This window comes from Pseudidiomarina tainanensis (assembly GCF_900115255.1).
Taxonomy (GTDB): domain Bacteria; phylum Pseudomonadota; class Gammaproteobacteria; order Enterobacterales; family Alteromonadaceae; genus Pseudidiomarina; species Pseudidiomarina tainanensis.
Window position 1 is genome coordinate 490,045 of record NZ_FOYU01000001.1, and the last position, 12,340, is coordinate 502,384.

The following is a 12,340-nucleotide window of genomic DNA, read 5'->3' on the forward strand; positions in this document are numbered from 1 at the left end:
TTTTTAAAAGGATATAAAACTATCACATTAATGCTAGCATAAGGATTCGCAGTGACTAGAACTGCAAAGGACATTTCAGGGAAATATCGTACGCTAATCCGCAAAGTCGCGTGGGGTATTTTGTTGACAGGTGTTATCGCAAGTTTAGCAACGTTAATTCCACTATCGTTTTACATCTCACAATCCCAAGAACGCACCGGCTTAACCTATGCTTCTGCGCAGGCGATGTCAGTGCAAAAGCAATTGCAACATTATCAGTCAATTGCCAAACAGTTCGCGAGTCGCACTCAAATTCGTAAAGCGTTAATCGCATATTCAGCCGGTGATATCGATTTAGACCAGGTTGCAAATGAAACGATTAACCGTATAGCTGATGCTGCGGCCTTTATTCCTAATCTTGCTGCCGGCATACGCATTACCAATTCCGGTGAAACCATTGCCGAATATAATGGCCCAGCGAGTGATTTATTAGACTTTGATTTAAGTAAAAACATACCGCAACTACGCGCGTATGGTCTTCATTATGTCAATCTAGCTGACAACTTATTCATCTCTGCCGCCGCACCGATTGTTGACGATGATAATCGAATAATCGGTATCGACATTCTCTTATTCGGACCCACCGAAGTTCTTGATATTTTGCGAGAGTTAAATACTTTTGGACAGGATACAAATTTTCGTTTAGTAAACTCGCGTGAACGTTTATATATCGAGTTTGATCAGGTATCAAATCAATTAAAACAACGAGAGTTCGGTTCTGGTGAGAATTTCTATATCGCCGCATATGGCAGCGCGCCGTTTGTATATCGCGATACATCTAAGGATGACACGCGCTTACATTACTTTATTCCGTTCAACGATTCCGCTTGGGGTTTGGTTGTTATTCATGCGGACACCTCGCTTTTTGGCGCATTGATCACCGAATTTGCATCGGTTGGGTTCGTCATTATTATGACCGTTGCTATTGGCGCTTGGTGGCTACACAAATACTCGCAGCCGATTATTCGCGCGCAATTGGCGCAACACAAACAATTACATGAATCAAACCGCAAGCTGAAACTCGCCAATACGGTGTTTGAAAAAGCGCAAGAAGCTATTGTGATTACGGATAATGGGTTAATGGTTTTGCGCGTCAACCAAGCTTTTGCGGAGTTGTTTAATCTTGGCGTTGATAATTTTAGGGATACCAGCCTTTTAGCATTCCTTGATAAAGAACGCATGACTAACGATATTCAGCGCCAAGTAAGACGGCATATTGTGAAGAACGATAGCTGGCAGGGTGAGGTTTGGTATAAGAAGCCAAATGGTGATAGTTTTCCAGCGCTGCAAACGATTACCGCTGTGCGTAATGATAAAGGTGAGGCATTACAGCTCATTCATATTTTTAATGATATTTCAGCGGAGAAACATGACCAAGAGCGAATGCAACAACTCGCGCTTACTGACACTCTGACACATTTACCTAATCGATTTGCGGTGTTGCAACACCTTGACGATGCCATAAAACGAACCCACACATCAAAACGATCCTGCGCGTTATTATTTTTTGATTTAGATTTCTTTAAACCAGTGAATGATACGCATGGTCATGATGTTGGCGATGCGTTATTACAGGCTGTCGGACCGCGGGTTAGGGAATGCCTGCGCTCAACTGATATTGTGGGGCGCTTAGGCGGCGATGAATTTATTATTTTGTTGGAACATATTCAGACGCGTAGCGATATAGAAAAAATAGCTAACGAGGTTATTGACGCACTCCAACGACCATTCCGTGTTGGTTCGCTGACCTTGCAAATTGGCGCATCAATGGGTGTGGCGCTATATCCCGAGCACGCTGACACGCCGAAACAGTTACTGAAGATTGCCGATGCGGCAATGTATCGGGCAAAAGAGGCTGGACGAAACCAGTTCTTTTTCGCTGAGTAGAAGGAAATTGGTCGGCGTGACTGGATTTGAACCAGCGACCCCTGACACCCCATGACAGTGCGCTACCAAGCTGCGCTACACGCCGACCGAGGTGGCTATATTACCGATTACCAACAAATAGGCAAGGGTTAGCGCGTCAACTGATGTTTTATTGTTCAGCAGGGGATTGCTGGTCTTGACTAAAACGTTTTAACTTTCGAATACCATCAACTAATACTGGTGTCGCCGGTGATACGCCAGGTAAGAGTTTTTGTTCTTGGTTATCGAAAGTGCGAATACTCGCGTCCGCTTTAATGATAGAGGTCATTTCTTCGTCGTACACAACTAGATCATGACCAAAGCTTGTCATTACCGGTAAGCGTCGTTGTTCCGCGGTCAAATCAATACCAATTGAATAGGCATCTGCTTTATCAACACAATTAATATAGCGCGCCAGTACCGTCGGCATGATGTCAGTAAGTAAAGCTAAAGGTTGCTGCTTTAACGGCAGTCCTTCGGTATGTAGTAACGTGACTTGCATTGATGCAATCGCAAGTTCTTCCTTAGCTTCAGTTTGTTGCGGTTCAATACCGACGACAATCACTTGCGTATTATCGTCCAGCTGTCGACGTAACACACGCTTCATTTCGGCGGTTATGGTGTCAGCAGTTGCTATACCGATGTAGGCGGACTGTTCGGGTAAATTAAATGCGTTAAATTTTTCCAGTGGCTCAGGCAGTGATGATTTTTGTAATTGATCTTGAAGTGTTACTTCAACGCGATAATCACGCAGTGTTGAAAAATAGACAGGGTGCTTGTCGGCGTGAGCCATGGGTGCTTGATAAAGATCAGGTAACGCATAAATTAATTCAAATAAACCACTGCTGCTATCACGATGGCCAAGCATAGGACTTGAATACAAGCGTAATTCAGGAAATTCACTTTGTAATACCGTTACCGTTGCTGTGTCGAGCTGATTCACAGCAATTACTAACGTATTTGGAGCATCTGGAACGCGAGCACATTGCAACGCCCGTGTCGGGTAGGCCAATTTTACTGCGGTGCCCTGACGAATAAGATTCTCAGTTGCTTCAAGGCGCTGCTCTACCAACAATCCATGTTTGCTCATTAAAGTTTTGGCTGTGGTTGGATAACTCAATGGAAACATGTCGTCTTGCTTGGTTATCGGCGTATAAAACACTGCATCAGCCCAAATATGTATACTGTGGCTTGCTAAAAAGCACAGCACGAAAACGGCGCTAAACGCGTTGCCCCAGTGTTTCTGCTGTAACTTGTCGAGCCGCTTCCAAGCGATATTCGCTAAACCCAGTTCAAAAATCAGTAGCACAACGAAAATTAATAACATGCCAAGCAGTATGACGAAGCTGGCACCGGCGAATACAGTTTCTGCATCGGTGGCTAACTGCGATAGTGAATAGGTATTGAGATGATAACCATATTGGCGATAGAACAGGGCGTCGGCTACCAGCGCAATGAGACCGAATGACGCGACTAATGTGGCGATACCGCGCAATATCCGAGTAAACGGGATAAGCAAGCAAAATGGAAAAATCAGAATAATAAAAACGATGAACGGCAAAAAGGCAAAATGCCCAAGCCAATTCACTAACATATAGAGTACGCCAAGAGCGCTACCTGGTGACTCGGTTGCTTCGATATAAAGAGTTCCGATGGCGAGTACAATCAGAATATTGAAGAACGTAAACCAGTGGCCCCAACTGATTAATCGAGCAATTTTGTCGCGACGTTGTTTACGTTGTTTCATGCGCTGCTTGAACCTTTATGCTTGTTTTTCCATCGATTGTAGCAGTACTTTACCGAATTGTTCAGCAACCTTGTACGCATCTTCGGATTTATAACTGGCATTGATAATATTTGAGACGGCGTTACCAAGCGTCATCAGGGCTAAATCAGTTGGCGCTTTGTGTTGATTCAATACATCAATGACCGCATCCAGCAACTGTTGTTGGGTTTTTACGTCGTATTTCGAAACAATCGGCATGGTTTTAATTCTCAACATGTTAAACTAGCGCACATAGTATCACAGGGAATGACAGAGGACACCGAGATAAGATGCAAGCTGATGTGAAACATAGCATTATCCATCAATTTTACACCAATGACGGTCAAATCGGACTGCGTGTCGCGCCGGCAACACTGGCGATTAACGACGAGGTTGGGTTGTTATTGAGCGAGTTGACCGAAGTTTATAATGCGAAGCCGAGTAAAGGTTATGCGCGCTTTATTGACCCTATTTCTGATGATGCCGAAGAACATCAAATTAGCGAGTTTCCTGATAAATTAAGAGCCTGGCGTAGTGGTGATGAAGAGTTCGTCGCATTTTCGCAGCAAGCATCAAAAATTCTTCATCAGCAACTTCAGCACTATGGCATTCTTGAAGACGGTTTTTTGGTGATTGCGAGTTATACGGAACGCGGCCAGGATTATTTAGTCGTCGCATTCTTACCGAGCAAAGACGGTGTAACAATTGCACCAGACCTTTCTGTCGACCGCTCATCGCAACTGGACATTAATAAAGTACAGCTTGCGGCCACTATTAATTTAACTGAATGGCAAGAAGAGCCGGATTCAGCTACCTATATTTCCTTTATCAAAGGTCGCGTAGGGCGCAAAGTTTCAGACTTTTTCTTAGATTTTTTAGGTTGCGCTGAAGGTCTCAATGCGAAGAAGCAATCACAGCATTTAGTGGAAAGTCTACAAGATTATGTGAAAGCGGCTGAGCTGCCCACGGAGCAAGCTAACGCTTTGCGCAAATCGGTGTACGACATATGCGACACGTCATGGAAAAGCAACGAGCCCGTACGAGTCAAAGATTTGTCGGAGCAATTGCAACAAGCCGTGCCAGCTGAGCGCAGTTTCGCAGACTTTAGCGCTGAACAAGCACAGCCGTTACCTGAAGAAATTCGCGCTGATCGAAGTACACTGCGAAAGTTAGTGAAGTTTCAAGGTCAGGGTGGTGGTTTGAGTGTTGGCTTTGATCAAGAGTTGCTTGGTGCTCGAGTGGAATATGATCCGCATACTGACAAATTGACGATTCATGGCACCCCCCCGAATTTGCGTGACCAATTACGCCGTTACTTTGGCATTGATAGTTAAATCTGACTAGCCAACAAAAAACGCCGACTAACGAGTCGGCGTTTTAAATGGTGCGTGCGGAGTTTTATTTACTGCCTTGCACCGGAATAATGTTGGTTGCATGAAGACCTTTTGGACCTTCTTCGAGTTGAAACTCAACGTCTTGTCCAGCTTTCAATGTACGATAGCCTTCCATATCGATGGTTGAGTAATGTGCAAAAATATCGCCTTCGCGATCTTCTGCCTCGATAAAGCCAAAACCCTTCGAATTATTGAACCATTTCACTTTACCGGTTGCCATACTTCTACTTCCTTTATTCTGCATTTAAAATTTAGTTATTGTTAGAATGGTTGCTAACGAAACGACGTGTTTAACACACTTGAAATGTCGTCTTGTTAACACCATGTTTTACTCTAGGTGAGTTCTGGTGATAGTCAAGCCGTTTTTTGATTGTTTTGTGAACAAATTGAGTTTTATGGTGGGTATTTTTCACCGAACTTACAAATTTTTAAGCCAATTGTACAAATAGCTACTATATATAAAGAAAGGGTCATCCATGGGTATGGCAGATCATCACCAACAGGGCAGTGAACGTATTGCTGAAAAGCAGAAGTTGCAGCCACCGCCAATGTATCGGGTGATTTTGAATAATGACGACTACACACCAATGGATTTTGTCGTTGAAGTATTAATTAAGTTTTTTCGGATGGATCAGGAGCGGGCAACCGACACCATGTTAACCATCCACTATAAAGGACGCGCAATTTGTGGCGTTTATTCTGCAGAAATTGCAGAAACTAAAGTAGTACAAGTGAACCAGTATGCCCGTGAACATCAACATCCATTGTTGTGTTCAATGGAGAAAGCCTAAAGCTTGCAAGCTGAACACTGGGCCTTTTGAGGAGTAGCTCATGTTAAATAAAGCGCTAGAAATCACTTTAAATGATGCATTTCGGTTAGCCCGAGATCATCGTCATGAATTAATGACGGTAGAGCATCTATTGTTAGCGTTACTGGATAATCCAGAAGCGGCGCAAGCGTTGCGCGCCTGCGGGCTCGAGTTCACGCAGTTAAAGCAAGAATTATTGAGTTATGTTGATCGCAGCACACCAAGTTTTGACGATGAAAGTGCAGATACCGACACCCAACCGACTCTAGGGTTTCAGCGCGTATTACAACGAGCTGTGTTCCATGTGCAATCATCTGGTAATAGTGAAGTGACCGGTGCCAACGTATTGGTTGCTATTTTTGGTGAGCAAGAATCGCACGCAGTATATCTGTTAAATAAACACGATATTACTCGCCTTGATGTTGTGCATTATTTGTCACACGGTATGACCAAAATCGACGATGAGTCGGCACAAACGGATAGTAACGACGCAGAGACCATCGAAACCCAAACCGAAGAGCAACAAAGCTTTTTGAAGCGTTTTTGTACGAATTTAAACGCGCGTGCGCGTGAAGGGAAAATTGATCCTCTCATCGGGCGGGACTTTGAAGTCGAGCGTTGTATTCAAGTGTTGTGCCGTCGCCGCAAAAATAATCCGTTATTGGTTGGCGAAGCCGGCGTTGGTAAAACAGCGATTGCAGAAGGTTTAGCGCATCGCATCGTAACCGATGACGTTCCCGACGTGATTCAAAATGCGGTTATCTATTCGTTGGATATGGGGGGATTGCTCGCCGGTACCAAATACCGCGGCGATTTTGAAAAGCGCTTTAAGCAGTTATTGAAAGAGCTTGCTGAACAACCTGATGCGATTCTATTTATTGATGAAATTCATACGATTATCGGTGCCGGCGCAGCGAGCGGCGGTGTATTAGATGCTTCCAATTTGCTCAAGCCACTGTTAAGTAGTGGTGAGCTGAAATGTATTGGCTCGACAACATACACTGAGTACAAGAATATTTTTGAAAAAGACCGTGCGTTGGTGCGCCGGTTCCAAAAGATTGATGTAGCGGAGCCATCTGTTGACGACACTACCCGCATTCTGCAGGGTTTAAAAGAGCGTTACGAAGAGCACCATGGTATTCGCTACACCCAGCCGGCCATTCGCGCGGCAGCAGAGTTGTCAGCACGTTATATTAATGAGCGGCATTTGCCAGACAAAGCGATTGATGTACTTGATGAAGCGGGCGCGAGCCAGCGATTGTTACCACCGTCAAAACGTAAGAAGACCATTGGTGTTCAGGATATTGAAAATATCATTGCTAAAATTGCACGGGTTCCTGAGCAATCGGTTTCGCGTAGCGACCAGCAAATTCTGAAAAATCTTGATCGTAATTTGAAGCTCGTGGTGTTTGGTCAAGATCAGGCTATTGACCAGCTGACATCGGCGATTCGCTTGTCGCGCTCTGGTTTAGGTCAGGAACATAAGCCAATTGGCTCGTTCTTATTTGCGGGGCCAACTGGGGTCGGCAAGACTGAAATCACGCAACAACTCGCCAAAGTACTGGGGATTGAATTTGTTCGCTTTGATATGTCGGAATATATGGAACGTCATGCGGTGAGCCGCTTGATTGGTGCACCGCCTGGGTATGTTGGTTTTGAGCAAGGTGGTTTGTTGACTGACGCAGTGATCAAGCATCCGCATTGTGTGTTGCTCCTCGATGAAATTGAGAAAGCGCATGGCGACATCTACAACATCTTGTTGCAAGTGATGGATCACGGCACGTTAACCGATAATAACGGTCGCAAAGCTGATTTCCGTAACGTGATTGTGGTGATGACGACCAATGCAGGCGTGCAAGAAACGGTGCGCCAATCGATTGGTTTTCAACAACAAGATCATGCGCCTGACGCGATGGCTGAAATTAATCGGACATTCTCACCAGAATTTCGCAATCGTTTAGACGGTATTGTCTGGTTTAATCACCTGAACCAAGAGGTGATTGAGCAAGTCGTCGATAAATTTATTTGCGAACTTCAGGCACAACTTGACAAGAAACATGTGTCACTTGAACTGGAACCCGCTGCGATTCGCTGGTTAGCTGAAAAGGGCTACGATAAAGCAATGGGGGCGCGGCCGATGGCTCGGGTAATTCAAGAGCATTTGAAGAAGCCGTTAGCCAACGAGATATTATTCGGGAAATTGGCGCACGGTGGTGCGGTGAAAGTATCGGTTTCTAAAGGTGAGTTAGAACTGAAGATTGACGAGCGGGAGGCACGCGGTTCAACCACTGATTGAACCGCGAGTGGCCTGAATTAACGGGCGCGGAAGACGATACGGCCTTTGGTCAGGTCGTACGGAGTAAGCTGCACCGTGACAGTGTCACCGGTTAAAATGCGAATGTAGTGTTTACGCATTTTGCCAGAGATATGAGCGGTCACCACGTGGCCGTTCTCTAACTCAACACGAAACATTGTATTCGGCAGGGTTTCTAATACCGTGCCTTGCATTTCAATACTGTCTTCTTTTGCCATTCAAGTCCTCGATAAATTTTCTAATGATGCGATGAATTCGCAAATTTGATTAAATTGCTAACGTAGAATAAGGCTTACGCCGCGAAAAGTGGCAGAATTTTAGCCGTTTTTGATGACAATTGCCACTGCTTATCATGATTGATCAGGCTTTTAAGGAACGTGGTGTCCAAAAATTTGTACGCAATAGCGTGTTTTGAGTGTGTAATTTGTTCAGATAACGTTGTCGAGAAATATCATGAGCGCCAAGGCTGGCAGTGTGTTCATTACGTATTTGGGCATCAATCAATTGCCCGCCAGCTGCAAAGAATACTTCTGCAAACACTAAAAGTGCCGTTTTACTGGCATTGGTCACGGTATGAAACATGCTTTCAGCGCAAAAAACGTTGCCGACACTAACGCCATATAAACCGCCGACCAGCTGGTTGTTGTCCCAGACTTCGACTGAATGCGCATGCCCTAATTGATACAACTGAGTATAGGCTTTTTGCATTTCCGGATGGATCCACACGCCACGATCAGCGAGTTCATGAACTTTCGCACAAGCCTGGATAACCTGTTCAAACGCCTTATTCAAAGTGACATGCAGGGAAGTACGTTTGAGAAAGCGTTGCATCGAACGGCTTATATGAAGACTGTCCGGCGTAAAAACGGTGCGCGGGTCTGGGCTCCACCATAAGATAGGGTCTGCAGCACTATACCAAGGGAAAATACCGTTGCGGTAAGCTTCAATTAAACGTGTAGGATGAAGGTCTCCGCCAACTGCGAGGAGGCCATCGGGATCGCGTAAGGCGAACTCTGGTGAAGGAAACCAGACCGAGTCGTTCGCTAGTTCAAACAACACCGGAGTTCTGCCATGTAACCAAAGCGCCTAGGCTTTGGTTAATCCGTCAAGATAACGTTCGGCATCAAGTGCAGCCATACAACCGGTACCCGCAGAGGTGATCGCTTGGCGATAAATGTGATCCATCACATCACCTGCGGCAAATACACCTGGCACGCTCGTTGCGGTAGCGTTACCGTGCAAACCTGATTTCACCACAATGTAGCCGTCGTGCATTTCGAGTTGTTCAGCAAAAATACCGGTATTTGGCTGGTGACCAATCGCAATGAAACAGCCCATCACGTCAAGTTCAGATAATGAACCGTCGTTGGTGTCCTTAATTCGCACACCCGTTACACCGGCGTCGTCACCCAGCACTTCATCAAGGGTTTTGTTGAGGTGCAACGTCACATTACCGTTGTTGGCTTTATCCATTAACCGATCAACCAGTATTTTTTCTGCACGGAAGCTGTCACGGCGGTGAATGACGTGCACTTCGCTTGCAATGTTTGCTAAGTACAACGCCTCTTCAACAGCTGTATTACCGCCGCCAACCACGGCAACTTTTTGGTTGCGATAGAAAAAACCATCACAAGTCGCACAGGCCGATACGCCGCGACCCATAAATGCTTCTTCAGAGTCTAAACCGAGATATTTTGCTGAGGCGCCAGTAGCAATAATCACTGCATCAGCGGTGTATTCACCCGAATCACCAAATAACTTCAGCGGTTTGCTGGAGAAATCAACGCGATTAATATGGTCAAAAATCATTTCCGTATTAAATTTTTCTGCATGTTGTTGCATGCGTACCATAAGGTCAGGGCCGGTTAGGCCTTCTGGGTCACCTGGCCAGTTCTCGACTTCGGTAGTGGTGGTCAATTGACCGCCTTGCTGCATGCCAGTAACTAAAACAGGATTCAAATTTGCGCGTGCTGCATAAACAGCTGCAGTGTAACCCGCTGGACCTGAACCGAGGATCAGCAGGCGGCAATGTTTGGCTTCAGCCATAAGTATGGTACTCCGTTGTTCTTTATTTTTCGGCTTGATAATTGGAACTATGGGGTCGATTGTATGAATTACAAGCCTCTGAAACAAGAGACCCGCGGTGGAAATCCACGGCGGGTCTTGTCAAGCAATCGCTCCGGCACTCTGGGCCGATACAGCTTAGGCTTTGATAGCTTCTGCTGGGTCTTGATATTCAAGGCCGAGTTGCGCACCTAAATCGTCATGAACTGCTTTGTAAGTGATTTTACCTTTATGCATGTTCAAGCCATTCAACAAGTGCTGGTCATCTGCCATTGCTTTCAGGCCTTTGTTCGCTAGCGCGAGACCAAATGGTAGAGTTGCGTTGTTCAACGCGATAGTTGACGTACGTGCAACACCACCAGGCATGTTCGCAACACAGTAGTGAATCACATCTTCAACAACGTAGGTTGGATCTTGATGGGTTGTTGCTTTGGAAGTTTCAAAACAACCGCCTTGGTCAATCGCAACGTCAACAACAACCGAGCCTGGTTTCATGTTTTGTAAATGTTCACGGGTTAGCAATTTCGGTGCTGCGGCGCCCGGAATCAATACAGCGCCAATCACCAAATCAGCTTCACGTGAGAACACGTCAATGGCATCAACCGTTGAGTAGATGGTTTTCACACGGCCACCGAAGATGTCATCAAGCTGACGTAAACGTGGAAGTGAGCGGTCAAGAATTGTCACGTCAGCACCCATGCCAACTGCCATTTTAGCAGCCTGGGTACCAACCACACCGCCGCCGACAACCAATACTTTTGCTGGAGCAACGCCCGGTACGCCACCTAATAGGGTACCACTACCACCGTTCGCTTTTTCAAGGTGGTGGGCGCCGGCTTGAATCGACATACGGCCAGCAACTTCACTCATTGGTGCTAGTAGGGGTAAGCCACCATTGCGATCAGTAACGGTTTCATACGCAATAGCCGTTACGCCAGCTTTGGCTAACAATTCAGTTTGCACTGGATCTGGTGCAAGGTGCAGGTAGGTATAAAGGATTTGGCCTTCGCGTAATTGTTCACATTCATGTGGCTGCGGCTCTTTTACCTTAATAATCATTTCTGCTTTAGCGAAAATTTCTTTCGGATCTGCAACAATCGTGGCACCAGCTTGCTCGTAGTCTTCATTGGTGAAACCAATCGCTAAGCCGCCGTTTTGCTCAACCATGACTTGGTGACCATGGGCAACATACTCGCGAACTGCTGCAGGGGTTAAGCCAATGCGGTATTCGTGGTTTTTAATCTCTTTAGGTACACCAATTAACATGGTTGTGCGTCTCCGATTATTGCTTGTATTAAAGGTTGTTGAGTCGCTTTTATTCAGCAACTTTAGTCGGCGGCAATTATAGATGATAACCTAGGTGTGTTTCGTACTTTTTTTAAGGCTGTTTATAGGCTATAAATAGGTATATAACGCTTAAAATAGAGAAAAAATATGTTTAGTGCCGAAGAACCAGTGGAAATAACTATTGATCGAATCGATAGGAAGATTCTGCGTATCCTGCAAGACGATGGCCGCATTAGTAACGTCAATCTCGCTCAGCGTGTGGGATTGAGTGCAACCGCATGTAATGAACGCGTCCGTAAGCTTGAACGTGAAGGGGTTATTGATAGCTATCACGCCCGTATCAATCCCGCTAAATTGGGTGCAAACTTAATGGTGTTTGTTGAAATAACCTTAACTCGAACCTCGTCAGATGCGTTTGCTGAGTTTAGTGAAGCGGTGCGGAAAACCCCGGAAATTTTAGAATGTCATTTGGTTGCCGGCGATTTTGATTTTTTAATCAAGGCACGTGTTCCCGATATGCCTGCCTATCGAAAACTATTGGGTGAGACCATTCTCACCATGCCGGGTGTGAATGAATCACGTACCTATGTGGTTATGGAAGAAGTTAAGGATGATAATAAGGTACTGATTAAAGGTTAAGAAAAGGCTGGATAAATAGCTGAATAACACGGTCAAGCAAGTTACAATGGTTGCGATAATAAATTTAAAATAATAATAACGTAAAGCTCAGAACAAAAGGACGACAGAACCCTATGGTAAGTCA

12 protein-coding genes and 1 tRNA gene are annotated in these 12,340 nt (G+C 45.3%); 5 read left to right on the forward strand and 8 right to left on the reverse strand.

What is annotated here, in order from left to right; translation table 11 throughout:
* Positions 1–51: 51 nt before the first annotated feature.
* Complete coding sequence (locus BM292_RS02340) at positions 52–1,926, forward strand: diguanylate cyclase domain-containing protein (RefSeq protein WP_092854889.1); 1,875 nt, start codon at positions 52–54, stop codon at positions 1,924–1,926.
* Between the two features lie 8 nt (positions 1,927–1,934).
* On the opposite strand, the gene BM292_RS02345 is transcribed toward BM292_RS02340, so the two are convergent.
* From BM292_RS02345 to BM292_RS02355, 3 genes are all read right to left on the reverse strand, one after another.
* Positions 1,935–2,011, reverse strand: a tRNA-Pro gene (locus BM292_RS02345).
* A 63-nt stretch (positions 2,012–2,074) separates the two neighbouring features.
* Positions 2,075–3,691: a DUF3413 domain-containing protein gene (locus BM292_RS02350; RefSeq protein WP_092854891.1), complete on the reverse strand. Its 1,617-nt coding sequence runs from the start codon at positions 3,689–3,691 to the stop codon at positions 2,075–2,077.
* A 15-nt stretch (positions 3,692–3,706) separates the two neighbouring features.
* On the reverse strand, positions 3,707–3,946 hold the full coding sequence (locus BM292_RS02355; RefSeq protein WP_233340197.1) for a YejL family protein: 240 nt from the start codon (positions 3,944–3,946) through the stop codon (positions 3,707–3,709).
* 53 nt (positions 3,947–3,999) lie between these two features.
* Here BM292_RS02355 and yejK point away from each other — a divergent pair, with 53 nt between their 5' ends.
* Positions 4,000–5,043 carry a nucleoid-associated protein YejK gene (gene yejK, locus BM292_RS02360; RefSeq protein WP_092854895.1) on the forward strand — a complete coding sequence of 348 codons (1,044 nt, stop codon included), beginning with the start codon at positions 4,000–4,002 and terminating at the stop codon, positions 5,041–5,043.
* A 64-nt stretch (positions 5,044–5,107) separates the two neighbouring features.
* On the opposite strand, the gene cspD is transcribed toward yejK, so the two are convergent.
* Entirely contained in the window at positions 5,108–5,323 is a 216-nt protein-coding gene (cspD, locus tag BM292_RS02365; RefSeq protein WP_092854897.1) for a cold shock domain-containing protein CspD, read from the reverse strand.
* A 262-nt stretch (positions 5,324–5,585) separates the two neighbouring features.
* On the opposite strand from cspD, the gene clpS reads away from it, so the two are divergent.
* Positions 5,586–5,894 carry an ATP-dependent Clp protease adapter ClpS gene (gene clpS / locus BM292_RS02370; RefSeq protein ID WP_092856860.1) on the forward strand — a complete coding sequence of 103 codons (309 nt, stop codon included), beginning with the start codon at positions 5,586–5,588 and terminating at the stop codon, positions 5,892–5,894.
* Positions 5,895–5,934: 40 nt separating this feature from the next.
* A complete protein-coding gene (gene clpA / locus BM292_RS02375; protein WP_092854899.1) occupies positions 5,935–8,208 on the forward strand; it encodes an ATP-dependent Clp protease ATP-binding subunit ClpA in 2,274 nt (757 codons plus the stop codon).
* A gap of 17 nt (positions 8,209–8,225) precedes the next feature.
* Here the strand turns inward: clpA and infA are convergent, their stop codons facing one another.
* The 4 genes from infA to ald all read right to left on the reverse strand — a co-directional run bounded on the left by infA (position 8,226) and on the right by ald (position 11,556).
* Complete coding sequence (gene infA / locus BM292_RS02380) at positions 8,226–8,444, reverse strand: translation initiation factor IF-1 (RefSeq protein ID WP_054487875.1); 219 nt, start codon at positions 8,442–8,444, stop codon at positions 8,226–8,228.
* A 142-nt stretch (positions 8,445–8,586) separates the two neighbouring features.
* Positions 8,587–9,285 (reverse strand): leucyl/phenylalanyl-tRNA--protein transferase, encoded by a 699-nt coding sequence (gene aat / locus BM292_RS02385; RefSeq protein WP_092854902.1) that lies wholly within the window; start codon positions 9,283–9,285, stop codon positions 8,587–8,589.
* A 27-nt stretch (positions 9,286–9,312) separates the two neighbouring features.
* Positions 9,313–10,272 carry a thioredoxin-disulfide reductase gene (gene trxB, locus BM292_RS02390; protein ID WP_092854904.1) on the reverse strand — a complete coding sequence of 320 codons (960 nt, stop codon included), beginning with the start codon at positions 10,270–10,272 and terminating at the stop codon, positions 9,313–9,315.
* 156 nt (positions 10,273–10,428) lie between these two features.
* Positions 10,429–11,556, reverse strand: a complete 1,128-nt coding sequence (gene ald / locus BM292_RS02395) for an alanine dehydrogenase (protein WP_092854906.1) — start codon at positions 11,554–11,556, stop codon at positions 10,429–10,431.
* 168 nt (positions 11,557–11,724) lie between these two features.
* Between ald and lrp the strand changes: the two genes are divergently transcribed.
* Positions 11,725–12,216, forward strand: coding sequence for a leucine-responsive transcriptional regulator Lrp (gene lrp / locus BM292_RS02400; protein ID WP_092854908.1), 492 nt, complete (start codon positions 11,725–11,727; stop codon positions 12,214–12,216).
* Positions 12,217–12,340: the final 124 nt, after the last annotated feature.

Excerpts from the sequence above, each read along its gene's own strand:
- trxB (WP_092854904.1), bottom strand. The coding sequence starts at position 10,272 with ATGGCTGAAGCCAAACATTGCCGCCTGCTGATCCTCGGTTCAGGTCCA.
- BM292_RS02350 (WP_092854891.1), bottom strand. The coding sequence starts at position 3,691 with ATGAAACAACGTAAACAACGTCGCGACAAAATTGCTCGATTAATCAGT.
- lrp (WP_092854908.1), top strand. The coding sequence starts at position 11,725 with ATGTTTAGTGCCGAAGAACCAGTGGAAATAACTATTGATCGAATCGAT.
- yejK (WP_092854895.1), top strand. The coding sequence starts at position 4,000 with ATGCAAGCTGATGTGAAACATAGCATTATCCATCAATTTTACACCAAT.
- clpA (WP_092854899.1), top strand. The coding sequence starts at position 5,935 with ATGTTAAATAAAGCGCTAGAAATCACTTTAAATGATGCATTTCGGTTA.
- ald (WP_092854906.1), bottom strand. The coding sequence starts at position 11,556 with ATGTTAATTGGTGTACCTAAAGAGATTAAAAACCACGAATACCGCATT.
- BM292_RS02355 (WP_233340197.1), bottom strand. The coding sequence starts at position 3,946 with ATGTTGAGAATTAAAACCATGCCGATTGTTTCGAAATACGACGTAAAA.
- clpS (WP_092856860.1), top strand. The coding sequence starts at position 5,586 with ATGGCAGATCATCACCAACAGGGCAGTGAACGTATTGCTGAAAAGCAG.
- cspD (WP_092854897.1), bottom strand. The coding sequence starts at position 5,323 with ATGGCAACCGGTAAAGTGAAATGGTTCAATAATTCGAAGGGTTTTGGC.
- infA (WP_054487875.1), bottom strand. The coding sequence starts at position 8,444 with ATGGCAAAAGAAGACAGTATTGAAATGCAAGGCACGGTATTAGAAACC.